The following is a 25,560-nucleotide window of genomic DNA, read 5'->3' on the forward strand; positions in this document are numbered from 1 at the left end:
TATATTTACTAAAATATTTTTAAAATAATAAAATATTTTAGTAAATAATTCAAAAAGTAAATAATATAATTCTTAATTTTATTTAGATGGCTTCTTTAGTTATAATTTACTAGCAAATTACTTTCTAATTTTTTCATCTTAGTTAAATAAATAATTATATTTTTAAGGGCGAATTTTAAATTTAATTAATATTATTTTTTACTAAAAATATTCAAAAGACTACTGTATTAATAACATTATATTTGTAAATATATTATTTTTTTTAGTATAATCATTTAGGTAATGGTACCATAGCCAAGAGGCTAAGGCATGGGACTGCAACTCCCTGATCGTCGGTTCGACTCCGACTGGTACCTCCATTATTGAAATAAAGGAGTTTAAACACTTCTTTTTATTTTATTTATTTTTTGCAAAAAGACACAAATTATCTTTTTATTTGCTATAATAAATATTGTCAATTTTATGCAAAGTTGATAAAAAACTTACAAAATGTAATATAATATTTTTGGTTGTTTTCACACAAAAATGCGCCCTTAGATCAATTGGATAGATCGTTTGACTACGGATCAAAAGGTTAGGGGTTCGAGTCCCTTAGGGCGCGCCATTATTGAAAATTACCATGAATATTATTAAATATTCATAACTTCGGGAAGTGGCTCAGCTTGGTAGAGCATTCGGTTTGGGACCGAAGGGTCGCAGGTTCGAATCCTGTCTTCCCGACCATTATAATTTAATATTTTTTATATATGGGCCCGTAGCTCAGCTGGGAGAGCACCTGCCTTGCACGCAGGGGGTCGACGGTTCGATCCCGTTCGGGTCCACCATATATGGCGGGGTAGCTCAGCTGGTTAGAGCGCTCGGCTCATACCCGGGAGGTCAAGAGTTCAAGTCTCTTCCCCGCTACCATATATTTATTGTTTTTATTATTTTGGACCTTTAGCTCAGTTGGTTAGAGCATCCGGCTCATAACCGGATGGTCATTGGTTCGAGTCCAATAAGGTCCACCATTCATGATGACTCTATATTGATCATGATGGGGCAAACAAAATACGGAAGATTACCCAAGCCTGGCTGAAGGGGTCGGTCTTGAAAACCGAGAGTCGGGGAAACCCGAGCGGGGGTTCGAATCCCTCATCTTCCGCCATTTTTATCGCGGGGTGGAGCAGTTGGTAGCTCGTCGGGCTCATAACCCGAAGGTCGTAGGTTCAAGTCCTACCCCCGCAACCATTTTGGCCCCATAGCGAAGTTGGTTATCGCGCCTCCCTGTCACGGAGGAGATCACGGGTTCGAGTCCCGTTGGGGTCGCCATTATTGGTTTTGTAGCTCAGTTGGTAGAGCAATTGATTGAAGCTCAATGTGTCGGCGGTTCAATTCCGTCCAAAACCACCATTAAATGAATAACAGACGTCATTCAATGACGTTTTTTTAATGAAATATTTTTAATTAAAAATGCTTTTTTATTGAATTTTAAAAAGTAATATTTTATAATTAATATTGTTTTACGGAGTATAGCTCAGCTGGTTAGAGCGCACCCCTGATAAGGGTGAGGTCGGTGGTTCAAGTCCACTTATTCCGACCATTTAGAATTTAAAGATACCATTATGGTGTCTTTTTTTATTTTATGTATGTATAATAATTAAAGACTTAAAGAGAGGTGGTAAATATGAGTATTCCTTCCGAACAGGTACGAAATTTAATTATTCAAAGCAAGATAAGAAGTAATGCTAATTTATCGCTTTTTTTTGTATTGTCAAAATAAAATTATAAGTTAGCTTTCATAAATAAGGAGAACGATGTTATGAAAACTAAAAATAAAAAAGTAAATAACAATTATAATAATCAACTATCAAAGTTTGTTAAATTAGATCAAGAACAAACTTTAAAAAAATTAGAGATTTCTAACTTTGGGTTATCAGAAACTGAAGTAGAAACTCAAAAAAACAAATTTGGAGATAATTTACTAAAGGAGAAAAAATTTAATTATATTTTGTCTTTTATTAAGGCATTTTTCAGTCCTTTTAATTTAATACTAATTGTAATTGATACATTTAGTTTCTATCAATATGCAACTGATCCTGAACTATCAGATCTTGTTGGAGCACTATTAGTTTTAACAATGATTATAATTAGTGGAACTATTTATTTTGTACAAGAAATTAGGTCCTTTCATGTTATTAAAAAAATGACGTTTGAAAATAAACATATGACTAAAGTTATTAGAGATGTTGATTTTAAAATCACAAATATTGATAATGCAAATTCAATAAAATTAATTAAAGAAAGTGAACAAATTGAAACATCAGAACTTGTTCCTGGAGATTTAATATATGTTTCAAATGGGGACTTAATTCCAGCTGATGTAAAAGTTATTTGATCAAATAACTTATATTTAAATCAATCATCATTAACAGGAGAATCTTTTCCTGTTCAAAAGAAAACAATAAATAATAAGGAAAATTATTTAGAATATGAAAATGTATGTTATATGGGAACTGAAGTAGTTTCAGGTTCAGCATTATGTTTGGTTATTCAAACTGGACAAAAAACTTTCTTTTCTGCAATTAATGATAAAGTTACAGAAAAAAGAAGTAAAAACTCTTTTGAAAAAGGAGTTTGAAAAATTACAATGTTGTTAATTTCATTTATGTTAGCAGTTACACCAATTGTTTTCTTAGTTTTTGGATTAAGACCAGCAACAATTGACCAAAGATGACTTTCTGCTGCATTGTTTGCAATTTCAATTGCAGTAGGATTAACGCCAGAAATGCTGCCAGTAATAGTTACTGCAAATCTTTCAAGAGGTTATGCAAAAATTAAGAAAGAAAATGTTATAGTAAAAAACTTAAATGCTGTTCAAAATATGGGTGCTATTGATATTTTGTGTACAGATAAAACAGGAACAATTACAAGTGGAGAAATTAATCTTGATCATGTTTTTGATATAAAAAATCAAAAAAATGAAAAGATTGAACATATATTATATTTAAATAGTTATTTCCAAACAGGATTTCAAAATCCAATTGACCAAGCCGTTTTATTAAGTAAAAAAATAAGTATGCCAAATCTTGAACAATATTCAAAAGAATGAGAAGTTCCCTTTGACTTTCAAAGAAAAATTTTATCAGTCATTTTATCTAAAAATGGTGAAAAAGAAATTTTTACAAAAGGAGCTATTGAAGAAGTTCTGAAAGTATGTGATCGTATTTTTATTAATGGTGAAATAGTAAAACTTAAAAAAGAACATATTGATAAAATTATGGCAAAATCAAATGAATATAATAATGATGGTTTTAGAGTTATTGGTATTGCACATAATGAATTAGAAGATGAAGATATTGAAGAAGACTTAGTATTTTATGGTTTTGGAACATTCTTTGATGAACCAAAAAAAACTTCAAAAAAAATTATAAAGGAATTAGCTCAAAAAGGAATTTCAACAAAAATTTTAACTGGGGATAATGAAATTATCACAAGAGCTATTTGTTCTAAAGTAGATTTTAAAATTGATAAATTATATACAGGAAAAGAAATTGATTCAATGAATGAAGAACAACTTCATAAGGCAGTTCGTAAAGGAAATGTTTTTGTTAAGTTAAGTCCTATACATAAATCAACAATAATAAGAGCACTTAAAGAGCAAGGCCATGTCGTTGGATTTATGGGAGATGGAATTAATGATGCTCCAGTTTTAAGAGAATCAGATGTTGCAATTTCTTTTGATGAAGCTTCAAACATTGCAAAGGAAGCAGCAGACATTATTTTAATGGAAGAATCATTACTTCCAATTAGTCATGCAGTTCATGAGGGAAGAGTTTCTTTGGCAAATATTTTAAAATATATTAAAGTTACAATTGCTTCAAATTTTGGTAATGTACTTAGTGTTCTAGTTGCATTATTTTTAACAATGTCAGAGCCAATGCAACCTTTACATTTACTAACTCAAAACTTATTATATGATATAGTAATGTTTGCATTTATTTTTGATAAAGTGGATAGTAAATTTACTGATAAGCCACGACCATTAAAAACAAAAAATATAATTTGATTTACAGTAATAAATGGACCTGTAAGTTCAATATTTGATATTTCAACATTTTTAGTTCTATTATATGGATATCACATTGTTAACCCAGGAATTGGTGCAGGTGTACAACCACCAAGTGAGGGGTCATTAGAAATCTTTAATGGTAGCTGATTTGTTGTTGGTTTAATGACACAAACTGCAGTAATGCAAATGTATAGAACTGAAAAAATTCCTTTCATTCAATCTAATGGGTCATGACAAGTTACTGTTTCAACAATCTTTGTTTGTTCTATGGCAGTAATTGTTCCTTATGGGTTTATGAGTATTGATGCAATTAGTGATGGTATGAAAATGGGTGTACCAAAATGGTCATTCCTACCAATTGCATTAAGTTTTGTTGCAGCATATATGGTTTTAGCCCAAGCTGTAAAAATGCTATACATAAAAATATTTAAAGAATGACTATAAAAAACTTAAACTTATGTTTAAGTTTTTTTGTTTATTATTAAACATTAACACTAATTAATATTTAAGGTAAAATATTAAAAGTTAATAAAAGAGGTAATATAATGGAATTTTCACATAAAGCAATAGAAAAAAAATGACAAAAATTTTGAGAAAAAAATAATACGTATAAAACAACAAGTAATAAAGATAAGAAGGCTTATATACTAGATATGTTCCCATATCCAAGTGGAGCAGGTCTTCACGTTGGTCATCCGAAGGGCTACACTGCAACAGATGTTTTTGCAAGAATGAGAAGAATGCAACAATATGATGTACTACATCCAATAGGGTGAGATGCTTTTGGGTTACCAGCAGAGCAATATGCTTTAAAAACGGGAAATGACCCAAGAGAATTCACAGCTAAAAATATTATTACTTTTAGAGAACAGTTAAAAAAATTAGGTTTCAGTTATGATTATAATAAAGAAGTTAATACAAGTGATCCAAATTACTATAAAATTACTCAATGAATTTTTCAACAGCTTTATAAAAAAGGTTTGGCTGAAATTAGAGAAGCAAGTGTAAATTGATGTGAGGGGTTAGGAACTGTTCTTGCAAATGAAGAAGTTGTTTCAATAAATGGGAAAATGGTTTCAGACATTGGTGGTTTTGAAGTAGTTAAAAAACCAATGAAACAATGAGTTTTAAAAATAACAAAATATGCTGATAGACTATTAGAAGGTCTTGACTTATTAGATTGACCAAATTCAGTGAAAGAATTACAAAAAAACTGAATTGGAAAATCTGAAGGAGCAATTATTAAGTTTGATGTTAAAGATAATAAAGAGAAAATAAATGTATTTACAACAAGAGCAGATACAATTTTTGGAGTTTCTTATATTGTTCTTGCTCCTGAAAATAAGTTAACTTTAAAATTAACTAAACCAGAAAATAAAGAGCAAGTTGAGAAATATATTACTTTAACAAAAAGTAAAACTGATGTTGAGCGACAAGATGATTCAAAAGAAAAAACAGGAATCTTTACAGGTAGTTATGCTATAAATCCTTTTACAAAAGAACAATTACCTATTTGAATTGCTGATTATGTTTTAAATGATTATGCAACTGGAGCTGTAATGGCTGTCCCTGCACATGATGAAAGAGATTGAAAATTTTCATTAAAGTATAATTTAGCAATAAAATTTGTTTTAGAAACTAAAGATGAATCTAAAGCATTTGTTGGTGAATCAAACTTAATTAATTCAGATTTTTTAAATGGTTTGTCTAAAACAAAAGCTATTGATTTAGTAATTAGTAAATTGGCAAAGGAAAAAAAAGCTGAAAGAAAAATTAACTATAAATTAAGAGATTGATTATTTTCAAGACAAAGATTTTATGGAGAACCTTTCCCAGTAGTTTTTTTAGAAGATGGTCAAATTGCTTTAATTGATGAAAAAGATTTACCATTAGAATTGCCAAAAACAGACTATATTAAACCATCAGGTACTGGTGAATCACCACTGGCAAATTTAACAAATTGAGTAAATATAGATTTCAAAGGCAAAAAAGCGAAGAGAGAAACAAATACAATGCCGCAATGAGCAGGAAGCTGTTGATATTATTTAGCATATATTTTAACAACAAGTCCTAATAATTTGGTAGATATAAACTCAAAAGAAGCAATGCAATTATTTAAAAAATGATTACCAGTTGATCTTTATATCGGTGGACAAGAGCACGCTGTTCTTCATTTACTCTATGCAAGATTTTGACACCAAGTATTATTTGATTTGGGAATTGTACCTTCAAAAGAACCATTTCAAAAATTAATAAATCAGGGGATGATATTAGCAGATAATGGTGAAAAAATGAGTAAATCAAAAGGGAACGTAATTAATCCTGATGAAATAATTGAATCACATGGAGCTGATACTTTAAGGTTGTATGAGGTATTTATGGGTCCCTTAGAAGCTTCTTTACCTTGAAGTTATAAAGGTCTTGATGGAGCTAGAAAGTGACTTGATAGAGTCTATAGAATGATTGAAAATATAAAGTTAACAGATAAAAATAATGGCAATTTAGATTTCATTTATAATGATGTTGTTAAAAAAACAACTCAAATGGTTGAAGATTGCAAATTTAATACTGCTATTTCTCAATTAATGATGTTTGTAAATTCTGTTTATAAAGAAACACAACCAATTTATAAAGAGTATATTTTTAATTTCATTAAAATGTTGTCAGTTTATGCACCTCATTTAGCTGAGGAATTATGAGAAAAACTTGGTAATAAATCTAGTGTCTGTTTAGAAAAATGACCAACGCATGATGAAAGTAAATTATCATTATCAATTGTTACTATTGCTGTTCAAGTAAATGGTAAGTTAAGAGCAACATTTGAAGTTGATAAAGGTACTCAAAAAGAGTTATTAATTGATAAGGCTAAAACTTTAAATGTAATAAAAGAACAAATTAAAGGTAAGCAAATATTAAAAGAAATAGCTGTTTTAGATAAAATTGTAAATATTGTTATTAAATAATTTAGATTAAAACATTTTTATGTAATTTACATATTTTTCAACTACAAGAGAATATAATAAAAATATTAAAGGAGGATTTTTTATGGATAAATTAATTTTAAGTAATCTTCAAGATTACATTAATGAACATATTAAGATGCAAATAAATTGTTTTAATATGAGTAGAAAATGTGATGAACTTGGCTACCCAGGTTTTACTCATTTTTTTCAAGTGCAAGCTCAAGATGAGTTTTTACATCAAAGAAGAATAATGAATTATCTTTTAGATAAAGGTCAAGGATATAAAATTTCTTCAATAGAAATCAAAAATAAGGATTTTAAAAATATTGTAGAAATTTTAGAAGAGTATATTACTTGTAGAACACATTTTGCTAAAATTACAGACGAATTTACAAAAAATGCAAAAGATAAATCTGATTTTACAACAGTAAAATTCTATGAATGATTTGCCATTGATTTTTTTGAAGAAATATCAGAAACCAATGATTTACTTGATTGAATTAAAATGTCTAATGGAAATCACTATGAAATAGATAAGAAAGTATTAAAAAGAGAAAATCCAAATACTTTAGCAGTTATTGACCCATTTGCACCGCATCAAGATTAAGTATTAATATCAGCCTTTTGGTTGATATTTTTTAATTAACTAAAAATGTTATAATAAAAAGGACAAAAGTGAGGGCTAATTTATGTCAAATATTATTGAAAATAATGCAGTTAAAGAAATAATATTAGATTTCTCATTTTTACAAAATGTTCAATTTAAGGAAAATCCAGCAGCTTTAGATCAGATAATTGAGCAGCTAGACATAAGAGGTATAAATACTTGTGTGGAGTTTCAAAATTTCTTAAGAAGCTCATTGGCTAAAAAATCCTTTATATGTCTTTTAGACAATAAAACTAGACAATTTTCTAAAAAAGATAAGAGCAAATCATCTTATAACGGAATTATAAGAATTGAGCTAGATTCTAAAAATCAAAGTTTACTACCTGAGGGAACTTATCTAGGATTTTATGTAAATATTGATACTATGAATGCTTCTTTAATCATAAGTTCTATATTTATGACAAGATTAAAGCCATTGGCTCAAGAATTTGAAACAATAATACAAGAATCACAAATCTTAATAATTAGAAATCAAGGTCAAATTAAAGATGATGAGTTAATTAGAAGAAATGTTTTAAACTCATCTAATATTTCACAAATTGGTAAATTATTATCAACATTTGAAGAAGAAAAAGATAAATGGTTAAACTATTTAGAATTTAGTGATGACCTATTAAAATTGGATAGAAAAAAATCATTGCCCTATTTAGGGTTGAATTATCAAAAAGTAATAAGAATAGATAAAATTTATTTTGATTCAAATTTATTTGAATATGAAATAAAAGAATTTAAGACGAAAGCTTATAAATATTTATTAGTTAATTCTGAATCGTATTTGAAAAGTAAAAGAATTCAATATCAAATATCTTATGTAGTTACACTTGATCTTTTATTAGATGAACTAGAAAAAGTTAATAAAATTAAAAAAACAAAAGATTTATCTTTAGTTCCAATAAAAATGAATAAGAATATTTTAACAACTCATGAGCTTGTTAAAAATATTTATGAAATTTTTGATTTTGACCTTGATAAAATAAATGAAATAAAAAACATTTTGCAAGTTTCAAATATGTTGGGTGTTTTAGAAGAGGAAATAACTTTTGCAGATTATTGAATTAAGAATAGTAAAAATATTTTCCTTGGAGAGAAAAAAGAATTTGATACATTAATGAAAAATAATCCTAAAGAAATGCAACAATGAAAAATAAAAAAAATAAATTTTGAAATAGAAGAGGATTTTGATGAATCACTTTTTTTAAATAATAATTTGGAGTCTTTAAGTTCAGGCTATCTTGCATATACTGGTATTGGTGAAGACGTTTTAATTGAAAGATCTAAGCAAGTTATTAAAAAAATATCAGAGGGAAATACAAAAAACCCTTACTTAATTAATTATTTATTTAATACAAAATTAGTAGAATTATCTGAGGTTTCAAATGATATTAAAATAGATGATGATCAGTTCACTTTTACTTTAAATTCAGAACAAAAGGAAGCTGTAATAAAAGCTGTTAATACAAAAGATATTTTTATTTTACAAGGTCCTCCTGGAACAGGTAAAACACAAGTTATTAGTGAAATTATTACTCAATTAACTAAACTGAACAGAAAAGTTCTTATATCAAGTCAAAATCATGAAGCCATTAAAAATGTTGTTGATAGATTACCAATTGACCCTAATCTTAATAAAATAAGATTAACAAATCAATTAAATATAAAGTCACAATCTTCAAATGGTTATTCTCCAGATAGAGTGCTTTACAATTATTATAAGGCAATTGGAAAAAGAGCTTTTGATGATATGACAAATGATGAAAATCTAATAAGAGAATTTAATAATTATAAAAGTGAATTGGAACGATTAATAAATGCAAATAAAAGTTTTTATCAAAATAATACTCAAGTTAGATTAATTCAAGAAAAAATTGATGAATTAAATAATCAATTAATATCTTTTAAAGAAAAAAACTTAGATAAAATAAGATCTAAAAATTTATTAAAGGAAGAATTAATTAATGTAACAAATTTAATTGAAACAATATCTACAAAGGAATTTGATGCTTCTATTAATGTAGGAGAAAGAATAATTACTTGTTTTGAAAATTCAATTAAATTTGAATTAAATAATTTTGTATATATGAACTTAAGTTTTGAACCAAATGATTTTTTGAATCCATATTTATTAATAAAGGAAATTGTTAATGATATTTTTTATAAAAATGAGGCTTTCTTAGAAATTAAAAAAGCAAAATCAATTTTAAATAAATATAAAAGAAATGCAGATTTTGATTTAGCTGAAAAAGAAGAAAGTAGAATTCAGGGATTAGAACAAATTTTAAGAACGGATACTAAAATTAATGAGTTAAATAAAATATTTGAAACTTTCTTAGTTAGTTTGAGAAATTTGAAAGTAGAGATTGAATTAAGATTACAAAATAGAGAAAATGAAACTTTTATTGATCTCGATTTAGATAAATTAGAAATTGAAAAAAATCAATTGATAGTAACAAAAAATAATTTAGGAGAAAATGCTGGTTCGAGTGCAAGAGAACTTAGAGAGCTCATAAAAATTGTCAATGATAAATTTTCTTTAAATTTAGGTCTAACAGATATTGATTTAGAAGATCAAGTGAAATCTGAACTAAAAAAATTAGAAAAAAAATTACAAGATGGTAAAGAAAGAAAAGAAAATTTCTCAGAAATGTATAACTCAATAATTAATTATTTAAATAACAATTATAAAATAACTAATAATTTTGAAGAAGAATTAGCTTCAAAAAATTTTACGGGACAAACTTTTAAAGATAGTCAAAAATATATAAATACTATTTTAGATAATTTAGTTAATGTATATTCAATGACATTAACTTCTACTAATTTATTTAAATTTACAAAAGACAATTTTGCAAATAAATTGGGATTAGAAGAATTGAATTTAAGAAATATGGATGTCGATGTTGTTATAATTGATGAAGCTTCAAAAGCAACAATTATAGAAATTTTAATGCCGCTAATTTATGGGAAAGCATTAATATTAGTAGGTGATTATAGACAATTACCTCCAATTTTAAAGTTGCAGCCAAATGATGTTGAAGATGTTAATAAGCATTTTAAAAAAGATTATAGTTATAATTTAATGTACGAATTATTAGATGACTCTGCATTCAAGAAACTTATTGCAGCAAAGAATAAAAATATAACTACAATTTTAAAAACACAGTATAGAAGTCATGAACAAATTATGGATATTGTAAATAAGTTTTATGATGGACAACTAAAAGTTGAATCACAAGTAAGTGAGCAAAAGAGACATGATTTAAAAATAGTTAATCAGTTTAATAAAGAAATTATTAATTCAAGAAATTCTGTGTATTGAGTTGATTCTACATATAATTTAAAAAATGAAATTAGTTATGAGCAAAGTGAAGAATTCTCAACAAGTTTGTTTAATGATCTAGAAATAAAAATAACAAAGGAATTATTAACTAAACTTGATAAAGCTGTGTTATCTAAAAATCTAAAATTAAAACCAAGTGTTGCTGTAATTAGTTTTTATGGACTACATGTAAATAAATTAAAAAAAGAAATTAATGCTTCAACTTTTAAAAATATAAATTTAATTATTAACACGGTTGATGATTTTCAAGGAAAAGAAGCAGATTATGTTTTAGTGAATCTAGTTAGAAATCCAGAAAAGTTATCAACTAAATCTGGAAGAGATTTTTTAAAGAAATATGAAAGAATAAATGTTGCATTTTCAAGAGCAAGAGAATTGTTAATAATAGTTGGAGCTCAAAGAGCAGTAAATGACATAACAGTTAAAATACCAACGATTGATGACCCAAACATTTCAAATAGTCATCAGGTTTATGCTGACATAATTTCAAAACTAGATTTTGAAGGAAGTTTATTAAAACCAAATGAAATAATGGAGGATTAAAAAAATGATATTTAATAAAATTGAAATTCAATATGAAAAATTTTATTTACCATTAAAAATAAAGTATTCTGAAATCAGAAAGCCTACATTTATGGAATTTTTAATTTTATTAATTATAATAGAACATCCAAATAAAAATAAAAATATGGAAGAGATTTTGGAAATTGATTTTAACATTAAAAATAAAATTCTTTTCGAAAGAGCTTTAAGAGAACTTATAAATTTTAAAGTAATAGAGATTGGAAAAAATAAAGTTGGAGTAGGCCTTTTAAATATGCATACACCAATAAAAAATTTCTCAATTGATTTAAATTTAAAAGAAGAATTCAAAAAGGGAACCTATACAATATCTCAAGATAATAAATTTCAAGATGTAAAATTTTTTGCAGATCCTATTTTTAAAAATAAGGAAATTATTACAGATATTAATTGAAAAAAGAGAGTAGCAGATGTTAAATTTACACACAAACTTTCTATATCAATTGATAAGAAAGAATTTTCAAATAAGGAATGACTTTATAGTGGATGTTCGGAATTTATAAAACAAAATTCTGATATCTTTGGAGATAATTCATATTTGAGAGATGTCTTATACGATGCCCAACAATCAATACAAGACGCACACAATTTTGAAAAATACATTCAAGTTGATACAGCAGCAATTGAAGCTTGAATTGAAATATTTGATAATGGTGCTTATAAAATTAAAACAGAAAATAAATTATTTGATGATTATTTAAGATTAAATCCAAAGATGAGTTTAGATATTTTAAAAAGTATTTTAAATAAATACGATGAAAAAATTAAAAAATTATTTATGCCAGAATTAAATTTTAAAAACAAACCAAATTTTATGCCTAACTGTGATTTATTCTCCAATTTAAATATTAAAACAAGCTATAACTTAATGTTAGTAAATGATCAATTTATAAAATCTGACGACGAAATTATAAAAAGTAAAGAACTATCTAAAAATATAGAAATAATTATTTTTTATAACTCAAAAAGAAATACAAAAGTAGTAACTACAGTAGATAATAAATTAATTTTCTATGTTGATTATATTGATGATGAAATATTACAAAATAATTCTTTTGTTTATTTAGATTCAAAAAATGCATCGAATAGTTTTTTATTAGCTAATAAATCTTTTGATTCCATTAACATTAATATTCCTGTTATTTATAAATACAAAAATCCAATTGAACCAATAGAACTTACAAAATTATTTTCTTCAAAAGTTTATGATGTTTTAGAAAAATTTGAAGACTCACTTATAAATAAAAAATATGATATTTCAATGAATATATATTTAATTTTGGAAAGACTTGGATTAGAAGAAAAAGTGTCTTCAATTTTGGAAAACTTTTTATTGAAAAGCATAGACTTTGGACAAAATTATAATGATATGAAAGAACATTTAGCAGAAAAAACTGACAGAAAATTAGCTTTAATATTAGAAAAAGTAGCAAAAAGTTTAATTATAAAAATTTCAAATGAAAGAACGGATGAAGAGTTATTTGATATATTAGAGAATTATCAATTCATTGATACAAAAAATATATTAGATATATTTGATAAAATAAATATGCAAAATACAATTCAAAATATTTATAAAATCAATAGCTTTTTAGAAAAACACTCAATTGATGGATGAAAGTATAATGTTAGAGATTCATTAGTAGTATTAACAAAATTTTTTAAAATTAATAATAGAGCAGAGATGTTTGATGAAAATAAATATACATCAGATGTTTGAAAGCAACATGCTGAAACTTTAAATATAATTGGAAAAATAACAAAGGAGCTATATACTACAAATTATAAATTTGTAGAAGAAAATTATAAATATTTATTGGACTCAATTATAGAATTAGTTGGTAATTCATTAGATATTGAGAATTTTGATCAATATGTATTAAATCTTTCTGAATCACTAATAGATTTTTATAAATACTATTATAAATATAAAAGTGAGCAATTTCCTTTAATGACAGAAGATTTAGTAGATTATAAAGTTAAAATTTTAGCAGGAAATTATATAAATAGAATTGAAAATGAAATAAATGAATTTATAGATAAAAAGATATATAATATGCCAATTGAGTTAAAATTAGTATGAGTTAAGAATGTTTTAAATAAACCTGAAGTTGTTGATAAAATTTTAAAGAATAATGATAATTATTACAAAAAGGCTTTAACTATTATTTTTGGTAAAGAAAGAAAATATACACAAGCTGATTTAACAAAATATAATCATATGTTTGGAGGAAAATAATTATGAGTATGTCTGCTGAAGAAATTCTTATTAACTGTGAAAAGCAATTTTCTTTCATTAAAAAAGACATTGATGTTTTAATTGAATATATTATTGAACTAATTTCACAATGTGAACAAATTGATAATTCAGGATTTTATAAAAAAGAAATTGAAAAATTACTAGAGCAATTAAAAAGAGAAAAAACTGATTTAGCCAAAAACACTTATGAAAGAGAACTTTCTTCAGATACACATATTGCAATTGAAACTTATCATGAAATCCAAAGATTTGCAGAAAGAAAACGAGAAACAATTGCTGAATTTAAAACTCAAGTTTATAGTTTTAAAAAAGATGTTTTAATAAAAGAGCAAGAAAATATTTTAAAAGCTTTTAACAAAGATATTTTTAAAGATTTAAATAGTTTAAAAAATGAATTAATTGCTAAATACAAAAATGACCAAGATAAGATTTATATTAAAAAAATGTTTGAAACTAATCAACATAAATTAATTAACAAAACTTCGGATCAAATATATAGTTTGATAATGGAAGATTTAAAAGAATTAAAGGCGTCTAATCAAGTTATAGCAAAAGAAATCATAGGGGATTCAATTCAATTATATAAAGAAGATCTAGATGTTATAAAGGCAATTAAAGATTCAGCTAATAAATTAAGCTTACTAAAAGAATCAAAAAATTTTCAAAAAGATATAAAACAATATTTTTTAAGTTCTTCTAAATTAGCAGAACAAGAAGCAATTAGAAAAGATAATGTTATAAAAATTGTCAAAGCCATAAGAGAAGTTGGGTATATAGTTAAAGAAGAAAATATCAGAAAATTAGAAGAAAAAAATATGATTCTTATACATGGTGAAAAACTAACTGGTGAAACAGCTGACTTTGTTGTAAAATTAGATGGAAGTTTTGTTTACAATTGAGAAGGTTTTGAAGGGCGTGAGCATGATAGTGATGCCCAAGCTTTTATAAAAAAACTCAAAGAGTTTAACTTACATTCAAGTGATGAATTTAATAAACAGTATAGAGAGCCAAAATATATTGCCAAAAATAGGCAAAATATAAATAGTAAAAAAAATAAGAACTCAAGTAAGTAGGTGAATTTATGAGTGTAAAAAGAGAATTAAATCAGTTAAAAAATTTAATTGGAATTAAAAAGGCAATTATAATTGAGGGAAATATAGATGATATTTATGAGTTTGATGGTAAATATATAAATATTCACGACATTATTTTCAATATTTTTGATTACAAAAAATATTCAGATAAATTTATTTTTGATCAAAATTCGGGTCTTAAAGGAAAAAAAATTACTAATTTAATAACTACTTCATCAAATAGACACAGTAGTAATGATTCTATTGGCAATGAATTTGAAGAATTATTTTCTGGTGATATTGACAAAAGTGATTATAAAGATCATCTAACTTTAAAAAAGCCAATTGATTTTTTTGTTCTTTTAAATAAAAATATTAATAGAGAAGATGAAAGAAAAATTGGATTTATAGCAGATTATACTAATTTTGTTTTTAGTGACCAAGGATTAGATATTGATGATAGAACTGTTCTAACAGAATTTTCAAAAACTTTAAAAGAATCTAATTTTTCAATTTCAAAAATTGATGAGTTAACAAATTGTATTGTTTTTTTAACTAAAAAAATAAATCAATTACCTCCAAGTTTATACTTAGATAATCCTGAAATTATCATTTCAACTTTACCAAAACCAAGTAGAGATGAAAGAAAACAATTTTTATCAACAATAAAATCAAGAATTCAAGTTACTGATATATCAACTGAATTTGAAAATATAATTGATGCAACTGAGGGTTGAACATTAAAGGAATTATCTCATTTTGCAAAATTTACTTGTAATTTTGACACACCACTTGTTTTTAGTAAGATGTTCAATATATATAATTATGGAGAGAAAACCTCTCCATGAGAAGAATTAAGTTATGAAAAAATGTTAACTATAAAAGAAGAGCTTTCTTCAAAAGTTATTGGTCAAGATGAAGCAGTTGCTAAAGTGGCAAAAATTATTTATAAAGCTTATACTGGCTTGACTGGAATTACTTATTCTTCAAAGAGAAGCAAACCTAAAGGAACTTTATTTTTTGTAGGTCCAACAGGGACTGGTAAAACAGAACTTGCAAAAGCAATTACAACTTTTTTATTTAATGATGAGGCAAATCTTATAAGATTTGATATGTCTGAATATGGACAAGATAATGCTGATCAGAAATTAATAGGAGCTCCTCCAGGTTATGTTGGTTTTGAAGGTGGTGGACAATTAACAAATTCTGTTAAGGAAAAACCATTTAGTGTAATTCTTTTTGATGAAATTGAAAAAGCTAGCCCTAAAATATTTGATAAATTTTTACAAATTCTTGAAGATGGAAGATTAACAGATAATACAGGACAAACAGTTAGTTTTAGTGAAACATTTATAATATTTACTTCAAATATTGGAGCTGCCGAAGTAGATCCAAATCAAGATTCAAAAGCAGTTCACAATCAATTTATAAGAAAAGTTCAAGATCACTTTACAAATGAATTAAATAGACCTGAACTATTAGGAAGATTTGGAAATAATATAGTTCCTTTTAACTTCATAAAAGATTTGAATTTGAAAGCAAAAATTATACGTCAAAAAGTTAAGCCAATTCAAATTGCAATTTATGAAAAGTACAAAGCAGAGTTACATATTGATTTAACGAATAGAACTGTAATTGAAATTTTATTAAAGAATGCAGATGAGAGAAGAGGAGGAAGAGATGTTTTAAACTCTCTTGAGACTAACTTAGTAGATCCACTCTCAGAATTTATTTTTAATAATTTAAGAAATATAAAAATGGGAACTAAAATTTTGACTTCAACAAATGAAGGAAAGATTGTATTTAATATTAATGGCTAATTTAAATATTGGAAAGTTTCTTATGAATAGTGAAATTGAAGGACCAGGAACAAGATTTGTTATTTGATTTCAGGGATGTACAATAGGTTGCAATGGTTGCTCAAATCAGGAGTTATTAACCTTAGAAAAAAAGATGTTTATGCCAAATGAGTTTATTTATGAGAAAATCTTAGAGGCAAAGAAATTATTTAATATTGAAGGCATTACTCTAATTGGAGGAGAACCTTTTTTGCAACCTGATGGTTTAAAAGAACTTGTCATTTGAAGTCAAAAAAATAATCTTTCAGTAATTTGTTTTACAGGTTATATTTATGAGCAAATGCTTGAAGAACATAATGAAATTTTAAAACATATAGATATTTTAATCGATGGACCGTTTATTATGAGGCTTTTAGATAAAAATCGAAGACTTATTGGTAGCAAAAATCAAAGAGTAATAAAAATAACAAATAGATATAAAAACTGTGATTATTTTGAACAACCTCATTCAGAAGTTGAAATACAAATCTATAATGATAGACTTTCAATGAATGGAGATGGAGCTATATTTGATAATGAAAATGGTGAATTTAATTTTAAAATAAGATAGAAGGAAATAATTATGAGTTTTTTAGTTAAAAGTATGGTGAATTTCTTCTCGTTTTCTCTTTTATAAATTTATAAAAGAGAGGATTTAGAAAATGAATAGAAATATTAGTAATAAAATTTTAGATTTAACTTCAAGTGCAATGATGATCTCATTAGCTATGTGTCTAAAATTAATTTTTTCACCTTTACCAGGTGTGGATTTAACACTTTTGATTATTTTATTGACAGGGCTATTTTTGAAATCTAATATTTCAATTTTATCAACGATTGGAATATCATTATTAAGTTTACTTATGCCTGTAGATATCATTTTAAGCATTTGTACAATTACAATTTATTTACTTTTTAATATTTCTTTAGTTATTTTTAAGTATTTTTTATTAAGAAATAAAATTGTTATTTATGTAATGGCACCCATTTCTGCTTTAATGATTACTTCTTTATATTTGTTAGTTTCAATTTTTACATATGGTAGAACAGAGGGTTATTCATTATATTTAACACATTTACATGAAGCCTATATAATATTTTTTATGTATTGCTTAATAACACCCTTTTTACTAAAGCAGTTTGAAAACCTTTTAATAAAAATTGAGGGAAGATATTCATCTATATATAATAAATCATTTAAAAAATATATTGAAGAAAGTGAGAGTAACATTTTGAAAATTTCAGATAAAAAAATTAATTATAATATTCAATTAGCTTCAATGATTATTTCAATGATGATATTAATTTCTTATTTTAGTTTTGTTCCCTATAAAATGGTAACTAAGTTTGAAGATATTAATTACTTAGCAGCAATCATAATAGTTCCAATTTTGATGTTATTTGTAACTCCAACGTGAATTAAATTAGCAAAAAAAATTGGAAACCTAAAAGTATTAAAAATTAATTCAATTGGATTATTATTTGCCTTAATATGTACATTTAGTTCATTTGAAACTAATAATTTAAGCTTGGCTAATGGGTTGTTATTTACAGGTTTAATCTTATTTGGAATTTTCGTTGCAGGCTTATTACCAATCAATATAGAAATTATAAAAAGTTATGAAAGAAGAAATAGTTTAAAAAATAAAACAGCAAAGTATAATTCCATTTATGGTTTTTTGCTTTTACCAATACCATTTCTAATGGACTATTATTCTAAGAGTCTCTATATTTTATTTTTATTTCTTATAGTAATGATAATTCTTATTTGCTTATTTATATTTAATCAAAATATTATGTCAGATGGAAATGTTTTAAATATTAATAAAGATTCCTTTAAAACATTAAAAACAAATAAAAAATTCTTTATTGAAATATTTATTCAAAATTATTTTATAGGCTTTTTTAAATTTCTAGATTGGTCTTTAGTTTTATTCTTTTTTTTAAAATTTGAAAATAATAAAATTATTATAACTACTCAAATCAATGAAACTTCACTTATATTATTCCTAATTTTTGGTTTTATTTCAAAATATTTTGCACAAGCAATTTTTGGAAATATTAAATTTAAAAATAATAATGTCAATAGAATAGCAATGTTTTTAACTTTAATATCTGTTACAGCTTTTATAAGTTTTTTAATTTCAAGTTACTATATAAATTACTCAAATATGAATAATATTTATTATTCAATATTGCTTATTCTTATGTTTATATTTGGAACAGCTTATGCTCTAATTGAAAAAACAAAAGCAAAAAGGTTTAAGTCTATTGTAAGTGATGACGAGTTTTCATTAGCAATGATTATTGATCATGTTATGGGTAATGCTTTCTTTTCATTAATTATTGCAAGTATATTTTTCATAATTATATTATTAACACAAGCATCTTTATTAGCAATGATTATTTTAATGTCATCTTTTGTAATAATAGGGTCAATATTATTAGTCACAAATTCATTATTAAAAAATAAACAAAAAGAGAACATTTAGTTCTCTTTTTGTTTATAAAGATTAAAAGTATTTTCTAATAGACATGCTATTGTCATTGGACCAACACCCCCTGGAACAGGAGTAATATATTTAACAATTTTTAATACTTCTTCAAATTTTACATCTCCACAATATTTACCATCTTTAAAGTTTGCTCCAACATCAATTACTGTCATATTATTATTTACAAAATCCTTTGTTACTAAATTAGGAGAACCAGCAGCACTAATTAAAATATCTGCCTTTTTACAAATATCTTTTAAGTTTTTTGTTTTTGTATTACATATTGTAACTGTTGCAGATCTATTAATTAACATATTTGCAAGAGGTTTTCCAACAATATTGCTTCTTCCAATTATTACAACATTCTCTCCAATTAAATTAATTTTTTTTCAATCTAGTAATTTAACTATTCCAAAAGGGGTTGCTGGATAAATATTTGATTTATTTAGCATTACATTACCCAAAGTTATTGGACTGAATCCATCAGCATCTTTTGAAGGCGAAACTATATCTGTAATTTCTTTCTCATTAATATGTGAAGGCAAAGGCAATTGTACAATGATACCATCAATTGTTAGATCACTATTTAAGATTTCTATTTGTTTAACTAGTTCACTTTGCTTAATATCTTCACTATATTTTTTTAGTTCTCCAATTATACCGACATTTTCACAAGCTTTTAACTTATTTTTTATATATTTATTACTTGCAAAATTATTTCCAATTTGAATTATTACTAATTTTGGTCTTCTTTTTTTATTTAATTGTTCTATACTATTTTTGAGACTAGTATTTAATTCTTGAGCATAATATTTACCATCAATTATTTTGTTCATGATTTAAGTGTCCTCTCTAAGAAACATTCTAAAGGTGATTATAATGGAAAAAATCTTAAAAGTATTGAATAACCTAAAAATTGATGAAAAAGATTTTTATTTTTATGGAAAAGAAATAGTAAAAATTAATTATGAGAAATATATGAATAAGAAAAAAGGTAAGTTAATATTAATGACTTCAATTAATCCAACTCCCGCAGGAGAAGGTAAAACAACAACAGCAATTGGTTTAGCAGATGGGTTAAAACATATTGGTAAAAATGTTATATTAGCTCTTAGAGAACCTAGTTTAGGTCCGGTGTTTGGTAGAAAAGGAACTGCCACTGGTGGGAGAGAAAGTGAAGTTATTCCAATGGATGAAATTAACTTACATTTCACAGGAGATATTCATGCAATTACAACAGCAAATAACTTAATTTCAGCTCAAATAGATTCAGAGATTTATTGAAATAGTAAGCTTAAAATTGATCCTAATAAAGTTATATGAAAAAGGTGTTTAGATTTAAATGATAGAGCTCTAAGAAATATTGATATTAAAATTAGTTCTAAGGTCTGTAGAAAAGAAGAATTTACAATTACAGCAGCAAGTAATATGATGACAATTTTAAGTCTTTCAAAAAATATTGAAGATTTAAGAATGAGATTAGATAGTTCTTTAGTAGCTTATAGTTTAGAGGGTAAAGAAATATTTTTAAAAGAGTTAGATATAACAGGGTCATTAATGGCAATTTTAAAGAATGCAATTAATCCTAATTTAGTTTTAACAAAATATGATACTCCAACTTTAATTCATTGTGGTCCATTTGCAAATATTGCTACGGGAACAAATTCAATTATTTCAACAAACTTAGCTTTAAGTTTAGGAGATTATTGTATTGTCGAATCAGGGTTTGGCAGTGATTTAGGATTTGAAAAGTATATAAATGTAGTTAACCAAGACAATGATTTAATTCCTGATTGTACAGTTATGGTTGTAACTTTAAGAGCATTAAATTTGCACAATGATTTTGAAAATAATTTTGATCACTTACAAAAGCACTTAAAACATATAACTCAATATCATTTAAATTTAATTGTAGCAATTAATTTTATTGAAAATGATAGCATAGAACAATTATCACAATTGAAAAAGTGATTAGATGAAAATAATTATTTATGAGAAATGAATGAAGCGTATATTAAAGGTGCAACTGGAGCATCTGCATTAGCAAATAAAGTAGTTGAAATTTGCAATACTAAACAAAATTTTAAAGCTTTGATTAAAGAAAATGAAACTATTGAAGAAAAAATTAAAAAAATTGTTAATAATTTTTATTATTTAGAAGACTTCAAAATTAGTAAAGCTGCATCAGCCAAGATAAATTCAATTAATAAAACAAAATATAAAAATCTTCCAATTTGTATGGTTAAATCATCAAATTCAATTGATGGAAATGATAATAAAAAGAGCAATTATAAAATAACTATTGAAGATGTCAATGTAAATAGTGGAGCAAAATTTATACTTGTTTATACAAATAATGTTATGAGTATGCCTGGTTTAAATAAATATCCAAATTCAAAAGATATTGATTTACAAAATGGTGAAGTAGTTGGATTAAAATAGAAAATAAAAAAATGGATTTAAATCCATTTTTTTATTTTCTATACTATTTTTCGAAATAATTTAATCCTAAAACTTGTAGACTTGCTAATGTTATAAAGTTATATGGCTTATTAAAGTGAGGTAAGAAGAAGATATCAACTAATGGTAATTCATCAATTGTTAATCCTTTTTGAATTGCTAAGGCGAACATATACATAACTTCTGTATGGTTATTTACAGAAGCAACTTGTGCTCCAATAATTCTTCTTGATTTTTTCTCTCAAATAATTTTAATTCATACGTCTTTGTAAGTTGACATAAATTCAGGTCTATCTGAATCTTTAAACATAACTTCTTCTACATCAAGACCAAAACGTTTACATGCTTCCATTGAAATACCCACTGAAGCCATTTTTCATCCAAATACTTCAATTCCATTTGCTCCAGTAAATCCTGGACTTTTTAATTTATTTCCTTGAACAATGTTAGCAGCAGCTAAAATACCAGTTCTTACAGCAGTTGTTGCTAATGCAATTTGAGTATCTTTTTTCATTGAACAGTTATAAACTTGTGCACAGTCACCAACTGCATAGATATCTTTATTAGAAGATTGCATAAATTCGTTTGTTTTAATTGCTCCTCTTTCATCAAGATCAATTACACCTTTTAATAAAGCTGTTTGAGGAATAACTCCAACAGAGAATACAACATAATCAACTGCAATTTCACCTTTATCTGTGATAACTTTATTTACTTTTCCGTTTTTTCCTTCAAATTTGACAACTTTTTGTCCAAGAGCTAAGTTAACTCCTTTTTCTTTCATTGTTTCTTCTACTAATCCAGTAAATTCACTATCATAATAAACTGGCATAATTCTATCAGCAATATCAATTAATGATACTTTTTTATTGTTTGCAACAAAAGCATCTACTAATTCAACTCCGATGTATCCAGCTCCAACAACAGCAACTTTTTTGATTGCAGGGTTATCGTTAGCTGCCTTAATAACTTTTGCATGGTGGAAATTTTTACAAATTTGAACACCTTCTAAATCAATTCCTTCAATTGGAGGGAATATTGGTCATGTACCTGAAGCTATTACTAATTTGTCGTAATTGTCATCAAATTCTTCTCCAGTTTTTAAGTTTTTTACTCTGATTGTTTTTTTCTTTGCATCTAATCCAATTCATTGGTGCTGCATTTTAACATTTATGTTTTCACTTTCTAAAATTTCAGGCGAAGCATAAAATAAACCATTAGGGTCTTTTACTTCTCCTCTAACTCATAAAGCGATTCCACAACCTAAAAATGATATGTTATCATTTTGATCGTAAGTTGTAATTTCCATATTTTTGTCTAATCTTCTTAAAGTTCTAACAGCTGTTGTACCAGCATGATTAGTTCCAATAACTATTGTTTTCATTTGTTTTGCTCCTTAATCTTTTTACATTATAATAATATATGAATAAAGTTGCATTTTGGTAAGAATTGGAATAATTTCTCTAAAATAAGCTTTAAATATTTTTTAAATAAAAGGTGGTAAAGATGTTCTTAAGAGTAAATGGTGATATAAGTTATTATCTAAAAAGATCTAGTTTCATTAAATACTTTGATGAACATAATCTTTCTAGAAAAACTAAATGATATATTAAAAGAGTTGAAAAAAAAATAAATGATAAAAATACCTTTACTTATTTTAAACATTGAATTCTTTGAAGATGAATAAATGCCAATTTTAAACTTTCAGAGGGTTTTATTAGTAAGTTAAAAAGAAATATTAAAAAATTGGAATTAACTTTAAATTCCAAAGAAGAGCGATTTATAAGAGAATTAGAAGAACTAGTCTTTAATTCTTGAAGACCTTTAAAACAATTTCCAGTTAGATTCAATTTAGAAAAAAAAGAAAGAATTAACTTAATTCAAACTAGAGTAAATATTCATAACTACAAACCAGAACAATTAGAGAAAAAAATTAATCTAATGGGAATTTATGATTGTTATTTTTCAAATCAAAATATCTTTTTAACTGACAATAATCAAAATGTATTGAAAACAATTGAATATAACTCAATTGTTGATGTAGCAATTGAAACCTTTGGAGTAATTATCTCTACCAAAAAAAATAAGTACTTATTTAGAGGAAAAAATCGACTATTAACTTATGTCTTGTTGCAGAGAATGATTCCAAGGTTAGGTCTTAAATTAGAAGCCACTCAAGGCTTATATAATTATTTTGATTTTTGAAATAAATTAATTTCTAAAATTAGTTAATATATAAATATAAGAGGAGAATAGAACATATGAAAATTATAAAAATAAGCAATAATAGTGAAGCTGGAAAAGTTGTAAGTGATTTAATATTAGAGGAAGTAAAATCTAATTCAAATATTGTTTTAGGATTAGCTACAGGAAGTTCACCAATTACAACATATGAAAATATTATTGTTAAATCAAAAGAGCAAAATATTGATTGAAGTAAAGTTACTACTTTCAATTTAGATGAATATAAAGGATTAGCTCCAGATCACAGTCAATCATATAGATACTTTATGAATAATAAACTTTTTAATCATATTAATATTGACTCAAAAAACACTTTCGTTCCAAGCGGTATGATTGAAACGAATCAAGAAGCTCAAAAATATGATGAACTAATTGCTCAAAAAGGTGGCATTGATTTACAATTATTGGGTTTAGGTATTAATGGGCATGTAGGATTTAACGAACCAGGAAGTGAATTTGAGGGATTAACTTCAGTTGTTAAATTGACAAAATCAACAATTGAAGCAAATGCAAGATTTTTTGATAATGAAAAAGATGTACCAACTCAAGCTATCTCAATGGGTTTAAAATCAATTATGAATGCTAAAAAAATTATTCTAATTGCAACAGGTGAAGCAAAAGCAGAAGCTGTTAAAAATCTAGTCGAAGGACCAGTATCAAAAAACTGACCATGTTCAATTTTATTAAATCATAAAGATGTAACAGTTGTAATTGATCATGAAGCTGCTAAATTATTAAAATAATTTAAATCCCATTTGGGATTTTTTATTTTAATTAATTTGCAACATTATAATATGGTGTAAAATTATAGGGTAATCATTAGAGGAGCGTATAAAAATGAGAAAAAAAATTATTGTAGGAAATTGAAAGATGTTTAAAACAAATTCACAAGCTATTGAGTTTATTAAAACTGTAGATTCAAAAGTTAAAGTTAATAAAGATATTATTGCAGGTATTGCTGTACCTTCAATTATGTTAAGTGACGTTCAAAAAGTTGCTAAAAATATAGTAATTTCAGCACAAAATTGCTACTTTGAAAAAGAAGGAGCATTTACTGGAGAAATCTCAGTGCCAATGTTGCAAGATTTAAAAATTAAATATGTAGTTATTGGTCATTCAGAAAGAAGAGACATTTTTGGTGAAACTGATGAAATGATTAATAACAAAGCAAAAAGTTTGTTAGCAGCAAATATAACTCCAATTTTATGTTGTGGAGAAAGTTTGGAAACTTATGAAAGTGGAAAAACAATTGCTTGAGTTAAAAATCAAATTACTAAAGGATTTGCGGGAATAGCTGAACAGGATGCTAAAAAAATAGTTATTGCATATGAACCAATTTGAGCAATTGGAACTGGAAAAGTTGCAACTCCTCAAATAGCTCAAAATGTTTGTAAAGAAATAAGAGATATTATTAAAGGAATTTACAATCAAGAAGTTGCAAATGAAATTTTAATTCAATATGGTGGAAGTGTTAAACCAGAAAATATTAAAGATATTTTAGATCAAGCTGATATAGATGGAGCACTAGTTGGTGGTGCTTCATTAATTGAAGATTCTTATCTAGGATTAGTAAATTACAAAGGTTAATTTTTA

The 25,560-nt window shown here is 25.6% G+C and carries 15 protein-coding genes and 11 tRNA genes; 24 read left to right on the top strand and 2 right to left on the bottom strand.

Annotated elements, in window-relative coordinates:
• Nucleotides 1-284: 284 nt before the first annotated feature.
• From SCANT_RS00720 to SCANT_RS00815, 20 genes are all read left to right on the top strand, one after another.
• Nucleotides 285-359, top strand: a tRNA-Cys gene (locus tag SCANT_RS00720).
• A 168-nt stretch (nucleotides 360-527) separates the two neighbouring features.
• Nucleotides 528-604: transfer RNA gene (locus tag SCANT_RS00725), tRNA-Arg, on the top strand.
• Nucleotides 605-646: 42 nt separating this feature from the next.
• Nucleotides 647-723: transfer RNA gene (locus SCANT_RS00730), tRNA-Pro, on the top strand.
• A gap of 25 nt (nucleotides 724-748) precedes the next feature.
• Nucleotides 749-824 (top strand) — tRNA-Ala (locus tag SCANT_RS00735).
• Between the two features lie 5 nt (nucleotides 825-829).
• Nucleotides 830-906 (top strand) — tRNA-Met (locus SCANT_RS00740).
• Between the two features lie 24 nt (nucleotides 907-930).
• A tRNA-Ile gene (locus SCANT_RS00745) sits at nucleotides 931-1,007 on the top strand.
• Between the two features lie 44 nt (nucleotides 1,008-1,051).
• Nucleotides 1,052-1,144: transfer RNA gene (locus SCANT_RS00750), tRNA-Ser, on the top strand.
• Nucleotides 1,145-1,151: 7 nt separating this feature from the next.
• A tRNA-Met gene (locus SCANT_RS00755) sits at nucleotides 1,152-1,227 on the top strand.
• A 4-nt stretch (nucleotides 1,228-1,231) separates the two neighbouring features.
• Nucleotides 1,232-1,308, top strand: a tRNA-Asp gene (locus tag SCANT_RS00760).
• Between the two features lie 5 nt (nucleotides 1,309-1,313).
• Nucleotides 1,314-1,389, top strand: a tRNA-Phe gene (locus tag SCANT_RS00765).
• A gap of 113 nt (nucleotides 1,390-1,502) precedes the next feature.
• A tRNA-Ile gene (locus SCANT_RS00770) sits at nucleotides 1,503-1,579 on the top strand.
• A gap of 219 nt (nucleotides 1,580-1,798) precedes the next feature.
• Entirely contained in the window at nucleotides 1,799-4,492 is a 2,694-nt protein-coding gene (gene mgtA / locus SCANT_RS00775; RefSeq protein ID WP_053945824.1) for a magnesium-translocating P-type ATPase, read from the top strand.
• A gap of 101 nt (nucleotides 4,493-4,593) precedes the next feature.
• A complete protein-coding gene (leuS, locus tag SCANT_RS00780) occupies nucleotides 4,594-7,011 on the top strand; it encodes a leucine--tRNA ligase (RefSeq protein WP_053945825.1) in 2,418 nt (805 codons plus the stop codon).
• Between the two features lie 82 nt (nucleotides 7,012-7,093).
• Nucleotides 7,094-7,618, top strand: a complete 525-nt coding sequence (locus SCANT_RS00785) for a ferritin-like domain-containing protein (protein ID WP_053945826.1) — start codon at nucleotides 7,094-7,096, stop codon at nucleotides 7,616-7,618.
• An 82-nt stretch (nucleotides 7,619-7,700) separates the two neighbouring features.
• Entirely contained in the window at nucleotides 7,701-11,558 is a 3,858-nt protein-coding gene (locus SCANT_RS00790; RefSeq protein WP_053945827.1) for an AAA domain-containing protein, read from the top strand.
• Nucleotides 11,559-11,562: 4 nt separating this feature from the next.
• Nucleotides 11,563-13,836: a hypothetical protein gene (locus tag SCANT_RS00795; protein ID WP_053945828.1), complete on the top strand. Its 2,274-nt coding sequence runs from the start codon at nucleotides 11,563-11,565 to the stop codon at nucleotides 13,834-13,836.
• Nucleotides 13,837-13,838: 2 nt separating this feature from the next.
• Nucleotides 13,839-14,930, top strand: coding sequence for a hypothetical protein (locus SCANT_RS00800; protein WP_053945829.1), 1,092 nt, complete (start codon nucleotides 13,839-13,841; stop codon nucleotides 14,928-14,930).
• 8 nt (nucleotides 14,931-14,938) lie between these two features.
• A complete protein-coding gene (locus SCANT_RS00805) occupies nucleotides 14,939-16,750 on the top strand; it encodes an AAA family ATPase (protein ID WP_053945830.1) in 1,812 nt (603 codons plus the stop codon).
• On the top strand, nucleotides 16,716-17,339 hold the full coding sequence (locus tag SCANT_RS00810; RefSeq protein WP_235443293.1) for a 4Fe-4S single cluster domain-containing protein: 624 nt from the start codon (nucleotides 16,716-16,718) through the stop codon (nucleotides 17,337-17,339). The genes SCANT_RS00805 and SCANT_RS00810 overlap by 35 nt, the downstream gene beginning before the upstream one ends.
• A 91-nt stretch (nucleotides 17,340-17,430) precedes the next feature.
• Nucleotides 17,431-19,260, top strand: coding sequence for a hypothetical protein (locus SCANT_RS00815; RefSeq protein WP_053945831.1), 1,830 nt, complete (start codon nucleotides 17,431-17,433; stop codon nucleotides 19,258-19,260).
• Here the strand turns inward: SCANT_RS00815 and SCANT_RS00820 are convergent.
• A complete protein-coding gene (locus SCANT_RS00820; protein WP_053945832.1) occupies nucleotides 19,257-20,099 on the bottom strand; it encodes a bifunctional 5,10-methylenetetrahydrofolate dehydrogenase/5,10-methenyltetrahydrofolate cyclohydrolase in 843 nt (280 codons plus the stop codon). The two genes, SCANT_RS00815 and SCANT_RS00820, sit on opposite strands and share 4 nt — an antisense overlap.
• Before the next feature lie 43 nt (nucleotides 20,100-20,142).
• Between SCANT_RS00820 and SCANT_RS00825 the strand changes: the two genes are divergently transcribed.
• On the top strand, nucleotides 20,143-21,705 hold the full coding sequence (locus SCANT_RS00825) for a formate--tetrahydrofolate ligase (protein ID WP_053945833.1): 1,563 nt from the start codon (nucleotides 20,143-20,145) through the stop codon (nucleotides 21,703-21,705).
• A 43-nt stretch (nucleotides 21,706-21,748) separates the two neighbouring features.
• Here the strand turns inward: SCANT_RS00825 and SCANT_RS00830 are convergent, their stop codons facing one another.
• Nucleotides 21,749-23,107, bottom strand: a complete 1,359-nt coding sequence (locus SCANT_RS00830; RefSeq protein WP_053945834.1) for an FAD-dependent oxidoreductase — start codon at nucleotides 23,105-23,107, stop codon at nucleotides 21,749-21,751.
• 122 nt (nucleotides 23,108-23,229) lie between these two features.
• On the opposite strand from SCANT_RS00830, the gene SCANT_RS00835 reads away from it, so the two are divergent.
• The 3 genes from SCANT_RS00835 (at nucleotide 23,230) to tpiA (ending at nucleotide 25,554) form a co-directional block, all read left to right on the top strand.
• Nucleotides 23,230-23,955 (top strand): hypothetical protein, encoded by a 726-nt coding sequence (locus tag SCANT_RS00835; protein WP_053945835.1) that lies wholly within the window; start codon nucleotides 23,230-23,232, stop codon nucleotides 23,953-23,955.
• Nucleotides 23,956-23,984: 29 nt separating this feature from the next.
• Nucleotides 23,985-24,710, top strand: coding sequence for a glucosamine-6-phosphate deaminase (gene nagB / locus SCANT_RS00840; protein ID WP_053945836.1), 726 nt, complete (start codon nucleotides 23,985-23,987; stop codon nucleotides 24,708-24,710).
• Between the two features lie 94 nt (nucleotides 24,711-24,804).
• The gene (gene tpiA, locus SCANT_RS00845; protein WP_053945837.1) at nucleotides 24,805-25,554 is read left to right on the top strand and encodes a triose-phosphate isomerase; all 750 of its coding nucleotides are present in this window, start codon (nucleotides 24,805-24,807) and stop codon (nucleotides 25,552-25,554) included.
• The last annotated feature ends 6 nt before the right edge of the window (nucleotides 25,555-25,560 follow it).

The sequence above is a fragment of the Spiroplasma cantharicola genome (assembly GCF_001281045.1).
GTDB classification, from domain to species: domain Bacteria; phylum Bacillota_I; class Bacilli_A; order Mycoplasmatales; family Mycoplasmataceae; genus Spiroplasma_A; species Spiroplasma_A cantharicola.